The sequence below is a fragment of the Saccharopolyspora sp. 6V genome (genome assembly GCF_020176785.1).
Lineage (GTDB): Bacteria > Actinomycetota > Actinomycetes > Mycobacteriales > Pseudonocardiaceae > Saccharopolyspora_C > Saccharopolyspora_C gregorii.
Map to the genome: position 1 here is coordinate 23,538 of NZ_JAIUKB010000036.1, position 12,825 is coordinate 36,362.

The window sequence follows — 12,825 nt, forward strand, 5'->3', positions numbered from 1 at the left end:
GGGCGGGAACCGTTGCACGGCAAGCGGATCCTCGTCGTCGGCACCGGTTACGTCGGGCTGACCACCGGCGCGTGCCTGGCCTCGCTGGGGCACCGCGTGGTGTGCAGCGACGTGGACGCGGCGAAGGTCGAGCGGTCCTCCCGCGGTGAGATCGACCTGCTCGAACCCGGCCTGGCCGACCTGGTGCGCGACGGGGTCGCCGCGGGCCGGCTGGAGTTCGCCGTCGGCTCGGCGCGCGCGGCCGCCCGATCCGAGGTGGTGTTCCTGTGCGTACCCACCCCGATGGGCGCGGGCGGCGCCGCCGACCTGCGCGCGGTCGAGGCGGTGGTCGCGGAGATCGGCGACCGGGTGCCGCGCGGCGGGCTGCTGGTGGCGAAGTCGACGGTCCCGGTGGGCACCTCGGCGCGGCTGGCCCGGCTGCTCGGCCGGGACGACGTGCGGGTGGTCAGCAACCCCGAGTTCCTCCGCGAGGGGTCCGCGGTGCGCGACTTCCTGCGCCCGGACCGGATCGTGCTCGGCTCCGACGACCCGGCCGCCGTGGAGCGGGTCGCCGCGCTGTACGCGGCGGTGGACGCACCGGTGGTGCGTACCGGCGCGGCGAGCGCGGAACTCGTCAAGTACGCGGCGAACTGCTTCCTGGCGACGAGGCTGTCCTACGTGAACGCGGTCGCGGAGCTGTGCGAGCGCCCCGGCGCGGACATCACCGACCTCACCGCGGCGATGGGACGGGACCACCGCATCGGCCCGGAGTTCCTGCGCCCGGGGCCGGGCTGGGGCGGGTCCTGCCTGCCGAAGGACGCGGCGGCGCTGCTGCGGCTCGCGGAGGCCGCGGGCACCGGTTTTCCCGCGCTGCGCGCGGCGATCGACGCCAACGCGCGGCAGCGGGCGCGCATGGTGCGCAAGGTCGCCGCCGCGTGCGGGTCCGGCTCGGCGCGGTCGCTGCGCGGGGTGCGGCTGGGGCTGCTCGGGCTCACCTTCAAGGCGGGCACGAACGACCTGCGGGACTCGCCGGCCCTGGCGGTGGCGCGGGCGCTGGCCGCCGAGGGCGCCGAACTCGTCGCCTGCGACCCGGCGCTGCGGCCCGGCGCGGCCGAGGTCGGCGCGGACGTGCGGCTGGTCGCCGACCCGTACCGGGCCGCGGCGGGCGCGGCGGGGCTGGTGCTGCTCACCGAATGGCCCGAGTTCCGCTCGCTCGACTGGCGGCGGCTCGCGGCATCGCTGGCGCGCCCGGTGGTCGTCGACACCCGGGACCACCTCGATCCGGCGGTGCTGCGGCGGGCGGGGCTGCGCTGGCGCGGTGTGGGGCGTCCGCCGGTGGATCCGGGCTGAACGCGGGCCGCGCGGGCTGAACGCAGGTGGCCGATCCGGGCTGAGCGCAGGCCGTGCGGCTCCGGGCTGAGCGCGCGCCGCAGTCGAACACGCCCAGTGCTCAATTCTCCCCGCCAGCGTCCCGCTTCACCCTTTCGAGCAGGGAGTTCGGGAGAGCGCGAACACAAATTGTGCCGATCTCGGGAGTCGCCTCGTCACGGTGGAGCGCGGTCCAGGTGCCTGCTCACCCCCGGTGACGTCGAGCCCCTGGCCGGAGTTGACCCCCGATCGGCCCGAGGACTGGATCGTGCGCTCTGCACTGACGACGATGTTCCAAGCGCTGCGCCACCGCAACTACCGCCGCTGGGCGACCGCCGACTTCGTGTCGGTCACCGGTGCGTGGATGCAGAACCTCGGCCTGAACTGGCTGGTGCTGACCAAGACCGGGTCGGCGAGCCTGCTCGGGCTCTCCCTGCTGTTCCAGGCCGTTCCGGCGCTGCTGCTGGGCCCGTGGGCCGGCACCGTCGCCGACCGCTGGCCCGCGCGCCGCGTCCTGGTGGTCACCCAATCGCTGCACGTGCTGCTGGCGCTGGCGCTGGCGGGCGCGGCGATGTGGGACGCGCCGCTGGCGGTGATCTACGGCAGCGCCGTGCTCACCGGGCTGGTCACCGTGTTCGACGGTCCGGCGCTGGGACGGTTCGGTTCCCAGCTGGTGCCGCGCGACACCTTGGGCAACGCGCTCGGCCTCGGCTCGATCCTGAGCTCCGGCGGCCGGATCCTCGGCATGAGCCTGGCGGGCGCGCTGGTCGCGTTCACGGGGGAACCGATGCTGTTCGTGCTCAACGCAGCGAGCTTCGCCGGGGTGATCGCGGTGATCTGCCTCGTGCGCGAGGAGGAGATGTTCTCGCTCGCGGAGAGCCCGCCGGAGCGCAGCGGCGTCAAGGAGGGCGCCCGCTACGTGCTCGGCAGCGGACCGCTGCTGGTGCTGTTCGCGCTGACCTTCGTGCTCTCCAGCCTGGGCCGGAACTACCAGGTCACGATGGCGGCGATGAGCGAAGGACCGCTCGGCGCCGGGCCCGTCGGCTACAGCGTGCTGTCCGTGGTGTTCGCGGTGGGCACGGTCATCGGCGGTTTCCTGGCCGCCTCCCGGCAGGAGCTGACGTTGCGGCTGCTGCTGGTCATGGCGGTGGCGACGAGCGTGCTGCAGGCGGTGGCGGGTTCCGCGTCGAACCTGGTGGTGTTCGCGCTGGTGCTGCTGCCGATCGCTGCGGGCGCGGTGGTGATCGACACCGCGGCCAGCACCCGCATGCAGCTGGACTCCGCGGAGGAGATGCGCGGTCGCGTCCTCGCCGCCAAGGGCATGGTGACCGCGGCCTCCGGCGCCGTCGGTGGCCCGGTGCTGGGCTGGCTGTCCGAGCACGCCGGGCCCGGGCGGGCGCTGGAGGTCGCCGGGCTGGCGACCGTCGCGGCCACCGCCCTGGCCTGGTCCCGGTTCGCGAAGATGCGCGAGCGCCGCGAGCTGCCCGCCCACGTCAAGTGGGTGCGGCTGGCGGACGTGCGCACCCCCGAACCGGCGGCGGGCACCGGTCCGCCCCGCGGACCGCGGAACCCGCGGCCGGTGCACCGGCGCAGCGCGGGTGGCCTACGGGCGGGCGGCCGACGGGCGCGGACCGGCTCCGCGGAACCGGAGGTCCCGGCGGCCGCCGAGCGCTGAGGCTCACCACAGCAGCAGGTCCAGCGCCCTGGTCACGAAGAATCCCGCCAAGAGCAGCACCACCAGCAGGATGACGGCCCACCACACCCACTTCGCGGGCCGGGCCGTCGCCTTCTCGGTGTGCGCGAGCCCGCGGGTGGCCTCCCCGGATTCCGGCGGCGTCTCCCCGGCGGGCACGCCGCCGCCCGGTTCCAGACCGGGCGTGCGGTCCGGGTCGGGATCCGGCGGTGGGGTGGTCTCGTCGTGCGGCATCCTCTCCGGCTAGCCGCGCGGCGCGGACGCGAAACGGTGCGCGGTCAACCCGGCCGGACGGTGCGCTTGTCGCGGACCCGCCCGCGCAGGTCGTGGATGACGACTTCGCCGCCCTCGTAGCGCAGTTCCAGGCAGGCGTCCTCGACCGCGTCGGCCTGGCACGGAACGTGGCGTTCGGCGGCGCCGCCTCCGACGACCTTCCAGCCGTCGCGTTCGGCGGGGACGACGTGCAGCACGCTCATGTGATCCTCTCGTCGTGGTCGCCCCCGAGGCCTAGCCGCCCGCACCGGACGCCAAACCCCCGATCACTGGCGCGACCCCACCCCGGTCGCGAGCTCCCGCCACCGGCCGCCCGGGGCGCGGGCGGCCAGTTGCGGAGTCGCCGTGCCGGTGCCGCGCCGCAGGCCGTCCAGCATCTCCAGCACCGCTTCGAGACCGGAGCGGGACGGACACCACCCCAACTCCTCCCGGGCGCGGGAGACGTCCATCAGCGGCAGCCGCAGCACCGCGTCGAACAGGTCCGGTGAGGCGGGGACCAGGTGCAGCCGCCAGGCCGCGGCGAGCGCCGCCCGCACCGCTCGCGCCGGGATCCGCACCGGGCGCGTGCCGAAGTGCTCCGCCAGCAGCCGCGGGTCCACCACCGGGTCGGCCGCGACGTTGAACGCGCCGCGGACCGGGTTCCGCACCGCCGCGCGGAACGCCTCGGCGAGGTCCGCGCTGTGCACCGCCTGGAAGCGGAGGCCCGGGACGTCCGGGAAGGCGGGGAACGCGGCGGGGCGGACCAGCCGGCCCGGCACCAGCGGGCCGCCGAACAACCGCCGCTGCTCGGCCGCGGCCCCCGCCTTGAACACGAAACCGGGCCGGAACCGCACGATCCGGGTGTCGCCGCCGCGGTGCTCGAACGCGTCCAGGCAGCGCTCCAGGTACGCCTTCTCCCTGGTGTAGGCCGCACCCGGCCAGCCGTCGGTGGGCCAGTCCTCGTCGACGGTGCGGCCCGGACCGGGGGAGTAGGCGCCCACCGAAGAGGCGTACAGCAGCGCGGGCACCCGCACCGCCGCGACGGCCTCGAACAACCGCAACCGGCCCAGCACGTTGTTGCGCCACGTCGTGACCGGGTCGTGCGTCGGCTGGAAGATCCACGCCAGGTCGATCACCGCATCGGCGTGGCGCACCCGGCGAGCCAGGTCGTCGCGGGTGATGTCGCACCGCGCGAAGTCCACCCCCGGCAGCCCCCGCGCGGGGACGCGGCGCGCGAGCCCGGTGATCCGGCCGACGCCCGGGTCGGCGGCGAGGGCCGCGACGACGCTCGTGCCGATGTTGCCGGTGGCGCCGACGACGACCACGTGCGGGCCGTCGCGGCGGGGTGACGTGGTCATCGCGGTCTCCACGGTCGTCGATTCCGGTCCCGTCCCGCGTACCCGGCCCCCGCCGGGCACATGCGCCGCGGTTTGCGACGGTGGTCCGCGGGGCAAGCCGGGAGCAGGACGCGGCCGCGGCGAGACGGGAGGCCGGCCATGGACGCCGATCCGACCGGCGGGCAGGACTGCACGATCACCTTCGTGGGCACGGCGACGGTGCTGCTGCGCCTCGGCGAGTTCGCCTTGCTCAGCGACCCGAACTTCGTGCGCCGGGGGCAGTGGGTGCACATCGGGCACGGGCTGCTCACGCGGCGGCGCACCGAACCGGCGATGACGATCGACGAACTGCCCCCGCTGGACGGGCTCGTGCTGTCCCACCTGCACGGCGACCACTTCGACCGGGTCGCCGCGCGCGAGCTGCCCCGCGACCTGCCGATCTTCACCACCCACCACGCGGCGCGACGGCTCGGCCGGACCGGGTTCACCGAACCGGTGCCGCTGCCGCGCTGGGGGCGGGAGACGATGACCAAGGGCGGTGCGCGGCTGACCATCACCTCCCTGCCCGGCAAGCACGCGCGGGGCGTGCTGAGCGCCGTGGTGCCCCCGGTGATGGGCACCCTGGTGGACTACGAGCCGCCGGTGGGGCGCGGGCTCCGGCTCTACCTGACCGGCGACACCCTCGTGCACGACGACCTCGCCGCGATCGGGGAGCGGTTCCCCGGGATCGACGTGGCGCTGGTGCACCTCGGCGGAACCCGGGTGCTCGGGCAGCTGCTCACCATGGACGGGCCGGAAGGGGCCGATCTGCTGGAGCTGCTGCGCCCGAGCAAGGCCGTTCCCATCCACTACGACGACTACGGGCTGTTCAAGTCGCCGCTGTCGGAGTTCGAGCGCGAGGTCCGCCGCCGCGGCATCGCCGGCGTCGAGCACGTGGTGCGCGGGGACTCGCTCGCCCTGTTCGCCCCGGGCGAGGAACCGGGCCCCACCGCCGATCCGGCGCGGGTGACCGTGCGGCGGCGCGCACCGCTCGGCGGGCGGTGACGGGGCGGGACGCGTTCGAGGTGTGTCGATCCCGCGGCCGCGGGTACGCGTGGGACGGCCCGCGGCGACGACAGGGGGCGCAGCCGGATGAACGAACCTCGAACCTCGATCCCCGGCGTGACGATGGGCGTGGAGGAGGAGTTCCTGCTGCTCGACGCCCGTTCGGCGCGCCCGGTCCCGCGCGCGGGCGACGTGCTCGCGGACGCGGGCGCGCTGCCGGGCCGCGCCGAGGGCGCCACGTTCCAGCCGGAACTGCACCGCAGCCAGGTGGAGGCCGCGACCGGCCGGTGCACGACCGCGGACGCGCTGCGCGCCCAGCTGGTGGACGACCGCCGCCGCCTGGCCACCGCGGCGGCCGGGCGGGACGCGATGCTGGTGTCCGCCGGTACGCCGGTGCTGGACGGCCCGCCGCCCGGGATCACCGATGAGGCCCGCTTCGCCCGCATCGCGGACGCCTACGCGAGCGTGATGACCGAGTACCAGGCGTGCGGGTGCCACGTGCACGTGGCGGTTCCGGACGAGGAGGCGGCGGTCGGGGTGGTGAACCACCTGCGGCCGTGGCTGCCGACCTTGCTGGCGCTGACGGTGAACTCGCCGTTCCACCGGGGCCGGGACACCGGCTGCGCGAGCTGGCGGATGGTGCAGCAGCTGGGCTTCCCCGGTTCGGGCGTCCCACCGCGGTTCGACTCCCCCGCGGCCCACCGCGACGAGGTCGCGCGGCTGGTGGACTGCGGGAGCCTGGTGGATCCGGAGATGTCCTTCTGGCTGGCCCGCCCGTCACCCCGGTTGCCGACCGTGGAGCTGCGGGTCGCCGACGCGCTGACCACCGCCGAGGAGGCCGTGTTCCACGCGGTGCTGGCTCGGGCGGCGGTGCGGACCGCGCTGCTGGCGGTGACGGCGGGCGTGCGGCCACCCGCGGTCCGGGACCAGGTCGCGGCGGCCGCGGTGTGGGCGGCGGCGCGGCACGGCATCGGCGGTTCGCTCGTTGACCCGGTCCGCGAGGCCCGCGCGCCCGCCGCCGTCCTGCTGCGGCGGTTGCTGGAGTGGATCGAGCCCGCGCTGCGCGCCGCGGGGGACGCCGCGGTCGTGCACGAGGGGATCGCGAACCTGGTGCGCCGGGGCGCGGGCGCCGACCGGCAGCGCCGCGCCGCGGTCGGGGGACCCCGCGCCGTGGCGTTCGCGCTGGCGCGCCGCACCGCTGAACCGAGCGCCGAGCACGTCCGAGAGGAGAGCAGATGAGCGCCCCCGCCACCGGCACCACCTCGGCCCGCCTGCCGAGCCCGCGCGGGCCGCTGTCCGAGGCGGTCATCGCCGCCCTCGGGTCCGCGCCGCCCGCTCCGCCGCTGCCCGAGCCGGACGGCGCCGACCCGTTCGGCGAGGACGTGGCGCTCGCGCTGCACACCTGCTACGAGCTGCACTACCGCGGTTTCCGCGGCGTGGCACCGGACTGGGAGTGGAACGCCGGGTTGCTGCACTGGCGCGCGAGCCTGGAACACCTGTTCCACGACGCGCTGCGCGCGCACGTCGCGGGCGGGGACGACGTGGCGGGCGAGCTCGACGGGCTGCTGACCGAGGTGGTGCCCGGGGACGGCGTCTCGCACCACCTCCGCGACCACGGGACGTGGGAGCAGATGCGCGAGTACTTCGCGCACCGGTCGATCTACCACCTGAAGGAGGCCGACCCGCACGCCTGGGTCATCCCGCGCCTGCAGGGCCGGGCGAAGGCGGCGCTGGTCGCCGTCGAGTTCGACGAGTTCGGCGGCGGGCGCGGCGAGGACGTGCACGCGCAGCTGTTCGCCGACCTGCTGGACGCGGCCGAGATGGATTCCGGCTACCTGCGGTACCTGGACGTGGTGCCCGCGCCGCAGCTCGCGATCGTGAACCTGATGTCGATGCTCGGCCTGCACCGCTCGTCGCGGGGGGCGCTCGTCGGCCACTTCGCGGCCGCGGAGATCAGCACCGCGCCGAGCGCGCAGCGGCTGGCGACCGCGCTGGAGCGGCTGGACGCACCGGCGCCCTGCCTGCGGTTCTTCACCGAGCACATCGAGGCCGACGCCGTGCACGAGCAGATCATGCGCCACGACGTGGTCGGGGACCTGCTCGACCGGGAACCGGAGCTGGCAGGCGACGTCGTCTTCGGCGTCCAGGCGACGGAGTTCCTGGAAGGCGCACTCGCCGAGCGGCTGCTCGGGTCGTGGCGCGCGGAGGTGAGCTCGTTGCGGCGACCGCTGGATCAGCCGACGGTCCGGTGACCGCTGAGCCGGCGGGCGTCCGGTGACCGCTGGAGCAGCGGCAGTCCGGCGTCCGCTGAACCAGCGGCGGCCCGGCGAGCGCTGGATCAGCCCGCGGCCCGGTGGCCGCTGGGCCAGCCAGTTTCCCGGTGATCACTGGGCCGGCCGACGTCCCCGCGGATGCCGGACTAACCGGCGTCCCGCCGGGTGCGGCGCCGGTGGCTGGTGTCGCACAGCGGGAACCGGCGGCTGCGCCGGCAGGCGCACACGGCCACTACGAACCGGTCGCAGCGCACGGTGGTGCCGTCGGGCGCGACCAGCTCCACCGGCCCGTCGACGAGCACCGGGCCGTCCGGTACGACGCGCACCCGGCGCGCCGGGTCACGTCCGGGCACCGCGGATCACCACCAGTTCTTCGCAGCGCTGCCCGGGTTCGATCAGCCCGCGCTCGGCCAGGAAACCGGCACGGCGCCGCAGCACCGGGCCGAACGGCTGGGTGCGGCGCGCCGGGATCGACACGTCCAGCCCGGCGGTGCCGAGCCGCCGCACCGTTTCGTCCACATCGGACACCGAGGACTGCACGAGCAGCAGCACCCCGGCGGGCCGCAGCATCCCGGGCACCGCGGCGCACAGCGCGTCCAGCACCGCCCGCCCGTCGGGGCCGGCGTCCCAGGCCCGCGCGGCGCGGTGCCGCGGCGGACGTTCCCGCGCCGAGGGCACGTACGGCGGGTTGGACAGCACCAGGTCGAACCGCTCGTGCGCCGAGAGTTCCAGCGAGCGCACCCGCCGGGCCCGCACCGGCAACCGGTGCAGGCGCGCGTGCGCGCGGGCGGTGAGCACCGCCCGCGCGGACACGTCGATCGCGGTGACGTCCTCGGCACCGGCGCGCGCCGCCGCCAGGGCGAGCGCCCCGGTGCCGGTCCCGACGTCGAGCACCCGGGTTCCGGCGTCCACCGCCTCCTGCCGCAGCGCCCGTTCCAGCAGCCGCGTGTCGCCCTGCGGCCGGTAGACGCCCGGTGCGCTGAGCCAGCGTGGGGCGGCGGTGGTCCCGGGTGCGGTGCGCGTCATCGCGCCCGGCCGCCGCGGCCGCCCATCAGGGTCGTGCCCAGCGCCCCGGCCCCGGCGAGGATCAGCAGCGCACCGGCGATGACGTTGCTCCACACCATGCCCGCCGAGGGCGTGGCGGTCGGAACGATCCAGGTGGACACGATCAGCCAGGCGCCCAGCGGCACCAGCACCCAGCTCAGCCCGCCGCCGCGCTCGAACAAGCCGGTGAGCCCGAGTCCGATGGCGACCGCGACCAGACCGATGATCAGGTTGTGCGTGCGCATGCCCGGTTGGGCCAGGTCGAAGCCGAGGACCCAGGGGGAGATCGCCGCCCACAGCCCGGCCAGCGCGACCACGCCGTCGGCGACGACGGTCTGCGGCGAGCCGAGAGCGCCGCCGTACTGCTGCTGCAACGACACCACGTCGGGGTGATCGCGCATCGATGCTTCGCGCGACGTCCGCTCGGTCATGATGGACCCCTTTCGCGAGGAGTTTCCTTCGCCTTCCAGGGGTCGCCGCCGGGCGGGCCGGGGAAACGTGCCTCCGCGGATCCGCGCACCGCCGATCTCCGGAACGGGTCCCCGGCGGGCCCGGCGTGCCGCGATCAGGCGCCGGGGGAGATGACCTCCAGCGCGAGGGCGCGCCCGGCGACGAGGTGCCGGATCCCCTCGGCGGCGGCCGACGCGACCTGCTCCGGACCGGCCTGCTCCGGGCCGAGCAGCGCGGTGACGGCCGCGGCGAGCACCCGTTCGGGGTCGTCGACCGGCAGCCGCGGCGGGCGAACGGCCGCGGCGGCGAACCCGGTGGTCAGCGCGTGCAGCGCCAACGCCTGCTCGGCCAGCGGCCAGTCGGTGCGCGCGAGCCCGTGGTCCCGCCAGATCGGCAGCACGTCGGCCATCACCGCGTCCGGCCCCAGCGCGGCGAGCAGCTCCGCCGACCGGGGATCGTCGGCCAGCACGCCGAGCAGGTGGTCGTCCCCGCTGCGCAGTCCGCTGACGAACCGGCGTTCGGTGGCGGTGCGCAGCATCCGCGGGCACAGCCGGGACGGCCGTGCCAGGTCCGGGTCGGCGGTGACCGCGGCGATCGCTTCGTCGGCCATCGCGAGGAAGTCCCGGCACACCAGGCCGAGCAGCAGGTCCTCCTTCGTCTTCCAGTACAGGTAGACGGTTCCCTTGCCGATGTGGGCCCGCTTGGCGACCTCGGCGATCGTGACGCCCTTGCTCCCGCGGTCGAGCAGCAGCTCGCCTGCGGCGGCGAGGATGCGCGCCGCTTTCGGCGAAGCGTGCTCGGGCAGGTCAGCCAACGGGTGCCTCCTGTTCCGGTGCGGGTTCCCCCAGGACGTCGCCCACGATATCGACGCTCGCTCCCGTGACCGCGTCGTCCTGGCGCATCAGCCGTTGCACCAGGCGCTTGCCCGGCCGGGTCTTCGCCAGCTTCGGCATCGCCCGGCGCAGCAGGATCTGGCGCCGGGAGTCCGCGACGAAGATCTTGCGCTGCTCGAAGGCGTTGCGCTGGAACCGCTCGATGTGCGGGCGGAGCATCGTCTCCCACTCGCCCAGGGCCCGTTCGACGTCGTCCGGGTGCCGTTCGAGCACGGCGCCGAGCAGGTCCGCGCCGGTGAACCCGGCCGAGACGCCCATCCCGGCGTAGAGCGTGACGCACCAGGCCGAGTCGCCGACGAGGACGACCCGGCCGCGGTGCCAGGTGTCGAGCCGCACCTGCTCGACCGAGTCGAACAGCAGCCGGTCCGAGGATTCGGCCGTGGCCACCACGTCGCCGAGGGTGCCGCCGAGCGGCCGGGGTCTGAAGGCGGCCCGGATGCTCTCGCCGGGCGGCCGGGCGAACTCGGCGTCGACGTCGTCGGTGCGGTAGGTCAGCAGGACGGTGGGGTCGTGGTCGGTGAACGCGAAGACCCACATCGAGCGGTCCGGTTCGAGCAGCGTGGCGCCTTGGCCGGGCAGGAGTCCCGGGGGCGTGCCCGGGTATTCGCACGCGGCGATCATGTAGTCCAGCCGGTGCAGGTGCTCCTCGTGCGGGCCGAAGACGAGGGAGCGCACGGTGGAGCGCAGCCCGTCCGCGCCGACGACCAGGTCGTAGCGCTCGGTGGTCGTGGTGTCCGTCGCGGTGTCGAGCAGGGTCACGTCCACTCCGCCCGGCTCCTGCTCGATCGCGGTCGGCACCGTCGAGTACCGGACTTCCGCGTCCGCGGGCAGCGCCGAGAACGCGGCCCGCTCCGCGTCGCCGCGCAGCATGACCCACGGCTTGCCGGGGATGTCGGCGAACGAGGTGCCGGGCCGGCGCCGACCCTTCCGATCGAGGTCGAGGTGCTGCGCGGTGCCGGACCGGTCGTGCATCGCGTCGAGGATCCCGAGCCGCCGCGCGGCGTGCCTGCCCGCGCCGAACAACGCGACGAAGTAGCCGCCGGAGCGGCGCGCGGGCGCCCGTTCGACGAGCACCGGTGTCCAGCCCGCCCGGTGCAGCCGCGCCGCCGTGGCGAGTCCGCTGATGCCCGCTCCGATCACGAGCGCGCGGCCCGCGGTGGTGTCGTTGCCCATGCCTCAGACCATACTGACCAAAATGTTCATTCGGTCAGTCAGTGATGTGGGTCTCACCATCACGTGTGCGCGGAGCCCGCGTCCGGGTATGGCCGGTGAACGCGTGCTCGTCGATCGCGCCGTCGGGAGGAGGCGGAGGGTGACGTCCCAGGAGCCCGGACCTGGAGGTGCCGCAGGCGGGCCGGAACTGCTCCGGCGCTGGCTGCGCTCGCTCTCCGAGCACGTCCGGGACCACGCCGACACCTGGCTGCTGCTGCTCAAGGGCGTGGTGGCCGCGACCCTGTCCTGGTGGATCGCGGCCGGGGCCCTGGGGGCGCAGGCCGCGTCCTTCGCCCCGTTCTCGGCGGTGCTGCTGGTGCACTCGACGGTCTCGCGGTCGTTGAACCACTCGGTGCGGTACCTGGCCGCGATGGTCGCGGGCATCGTGCTGGCCGGGGTGGTCATCACGCTGGGCGGCGCGGGCATCGCGGTGTTCGCGCTCGTGGTGGCGCTGGCCCTGCTCATCGGGCAGTGGCGCCGGTTGGGCAGCCAGGGCTGGCAGGTGGCGGTCGCGGTGATGTTCGCCTACCAGTACTTCGTGCAGTCCGAGGACCAGCAGGCCAGCTGGGCGCAGCTCGGCGCCCTGTGCGGGTTGGTGCTGCTCGGCTCGGTCGTCGGCGTCGGCACGAACCTGCTGCTGGTCCCGCCGTTGCGCTACCGGTCGGCCGAGCACGGCGTGCGCGCGCTGAGCCGGTCGGTCGCGAACTGCCTCGACGAGTTCGCCGAGGCCGTGGACGACGGCCTGCCGTCCCGGGACCGGGCCCAGGAGCTGTGGTCTCGCGCGCAGGACCTGCAAGGGCTCGCGGCGAGCGCGCGGCACGGCCTCGACGACGCCGCCGAGACCCAGCGGTTCAACCCGCGCAAGCTGCTGGCCGGGGCGCCGCGGTCGTTCACCGGGCACCACTACACGGTCAACGCGCTCACCCGGGTGATCAACGAGTTGCAATCGGTCGCGCGCTCGCTGGACACCGACGACGAGGCCGAGGACGAGCCGCAGCGGCGGTGGACCTCGTCCTTCGGGGAGCTGCTGTCCGCGGTCGGCGAAGCGTGCCGCAGCCTCGGCGAGGTGCACTCCGCGGCCGACCTGCGCGACGGCGGGGAACTCGCCGACCGCGTCGAACGCGCCCGGCGGTGCGGGGCGGAACTCGCCGAGCGGCGAGTGGCGGAGGGGATCGACGCGGCGACGCCGTGGCCGATCTTCCGCGCGCTCACCACCGACGCCCGCCGCCTGGTCGACGACCTGATCAGCGCCCACGACGACCTGAAGCGCCTCGGCTGAC

14 protein-coding genes are annotated in these 12,825 nt (G+C 75.2%); 6 read left to right on the forward strand and 8 right to left on the reverse strand.

The features are described 5' to 3' along the window. Positions 1–12: 12 nt before the first annotated feature. Complete coding sequence (locus LCD35_RS08200) at positions 13–1,329, forward strand: UDP-glucose/GDP-mannose dehydrogenase family protein (protein WP_225043993.1); 1,317 nt, start codon at positions 13–15, stop codon at positions 1,327–1,329. A gap of 286 nt (positions 1,330–1,615) precedes the next feature. Next, the gene (locus LCD35_RS08205; RefSeq protein WP_225043994.1) at positions 1,616–3,022 is read left to right on the forward strand and encodes an MFS transporter; all 1,407 of its coding nucleotides are present in this window, start codon (positions 1,616–1,618) and stop codon (positions 3,020–3,022) included. A gap of 3 nt (positions 3,023–3,025) precedes the next feature. On the opposite strand, the gene LCD35_RS08210 is transcribed toward LCD35_RS08205, so the two are convergent. The 3 genes from LCD35_RS08210 to LCD35_RS08220 form a co-directional block, all read right to left on the reverse strand. Beyond that, the gene (locus LCD35_RS08210; RefSeq protein WP_224956772.1) at positions 3,026–3,274 is read right to left on the reverse strand and encodes a DUF6480 family protein; all 249 of its coding nucleotides are present in this window, start codon (positions 3,272–3,274) and stop codon (positions 3,026–3,028) included. 44 nt (positions 3,275–3,318) lie between these two features. After that, positions 3,319–3,516: a DUF2188 domain-containing protein gene (locus tag LCD35_RS08215; RefSeq protein WP_224956769.1), complete on the reverse strand. Its 198-nt coding sequence runs from the start codon at positions 3,514–3,516 to the stop codon at positions 3,319–3,321. Positions 3,517–3,579: 63 nt separating this feature from the next. Then, entirely contained in the window at positions 3,580–4,650 is a 1,071-nt protein-coding gene (locus LCD35_RS08220; protein WP_225043995.1) for an NAD-dependent epimerase/dehydratase family protein, read from the reverse strand. A 138-nt stretch (positions 4,651–4,788) separates the two neighbouring features. Between LCD35_RS08220 and LCD35_RS08225 the strand changes: the two genes are divergently transcribed. The 3 genes from LCD35_RS08225 (at position 4,789) to LCD35_RS08235 (ending at position 7,925) form a co-directional block, all read left to right on the forward strand. Further along, on the forward strand, positions 4,789–5,673 hold the full coding sequence (locus tag LCD35_RS08225; protein WP_224956767.1) for an MBL fold metallo-hydrolase: 885 nt from the start codon (positions 4,789–4,791) through the stop codon (positions 5,671–5,673). Between the two features lie 87 nt (positions 5,674–5,760). Beyond that, entirely contained in the window at positions 5,761–6,912 is a 1,152-nt protein-coding gene (locus tag LCD35_RS08230; protein WP_224977734.1) for a glutamate--cysteine ligase, read from the forward strand. After that, complete coding sequence (locus LCD35_RS08235) at positions 6,909–7,925, forward strand: iron-containing redox enzyme family protein (protein ID WP_225043996.1); 1,017 nt, start codon at positions 6,909–6,911, stop codon at positions 7,923–7,925. Before LCD35_RS08230 ends, LCD35_RS08235 begins: the two co-directional genes overlap by 4 nt. A 167-nt stretch (positions 7,926–8,092) precedes the next feature. Here LCD35_RS08235 and LCD35_RS08240 read toward each other — a convergent pair whose 3' ends face one another. The 5 genes from LCD35_RS08240 to LCD35_RS08260 all read right to left on the reverse strand — a co-directional run bounded on the left by LCD35_RS08240 (position 8,093) and on the right by LCD35_RS08260 (position 11,506). After that, complete coding sequence (locus LCD35_RS08240) at positions 8,093–8,299, reverse strand: CDGSH iron-sulfur domain-containing protein (protein WP_224956764.1); 207 nt, start codon at positions 8,297–8,299, stop codon at positions 8,093–8,095. After that, a complete protein-coding gene (locus tag LCD35_RS08245) occupies positions 8,286–8,972 on the reverse strand; it encodes a HemK2/MTQ2 family protein methyltransferase (protein WP_225043997.1) in 687 nt (228 codons plus the stop codon). Before LCD35_RS08245 ends, LCD35_RS08240 begins: the two co-directional genes overlap by 14 nt. Beyond that, positions 8,969–9,421: an SPW repeat protein gene (locus LCD35_RS08250; protein ID WP_224956762.1), complete on the reverse strand. Its 453-nt coding sequence runs from the start codon at positions 9,419–9,421 to the stop codon at positions 8,969–8,971. The genes LCD35_RS08245 and LCD35_RS08250 overlap by 4 nt, the downstream gene beginning before the upstream one ends. 134 nt (positions 9,422–9,555) lie before the next feature. Continuing rightward, the gene (locus LCD35_RS08255) at positions 9,556–10,254 is read right to left on the reverse strand and encodes a TetR/AcrR family transcriptional regulator (protein WP_224966557.1); all 699 of its coding nucleotides are present in this window, start codon (positions 10,252–10,254) and stop codon (positions 9,556–9,558) included. Then, positions 10,247–11,506 (reverse strand): FAD-dependent monooxygenase, encoded by a 1,260-nt coding sequence (locus LCD35_RS08260; protein ID WP_224956758.1) that lies wholly within the window; start codon positions 11,504–11,506, stop codon positions 10,247–10,249. Before LCD35_RS08260 ends, LCD35_RS08255 begins: the two co-directional genes overlap by 8 nt. A gap of 139 nt (positions 11,507–11,645) precedes the next feature. On the opposite strand from LCD35_RS08260, the gene LCD35_RS08265 reads away from it, so the two are divergent. Continuing rightward, complete coding sequence (locus tag LCD35_RS08265) at positions 11,646–12,824, forward strand: aromatic acid exporter family protein (RefSeq protein WP_224956757.1); 1,179 nt, start codon at positions 11,646–11,648, stop codon at positions 12,822–12,824. The last annotated feature ends 1 nt before the right edge of the window (position 12,825 follow it).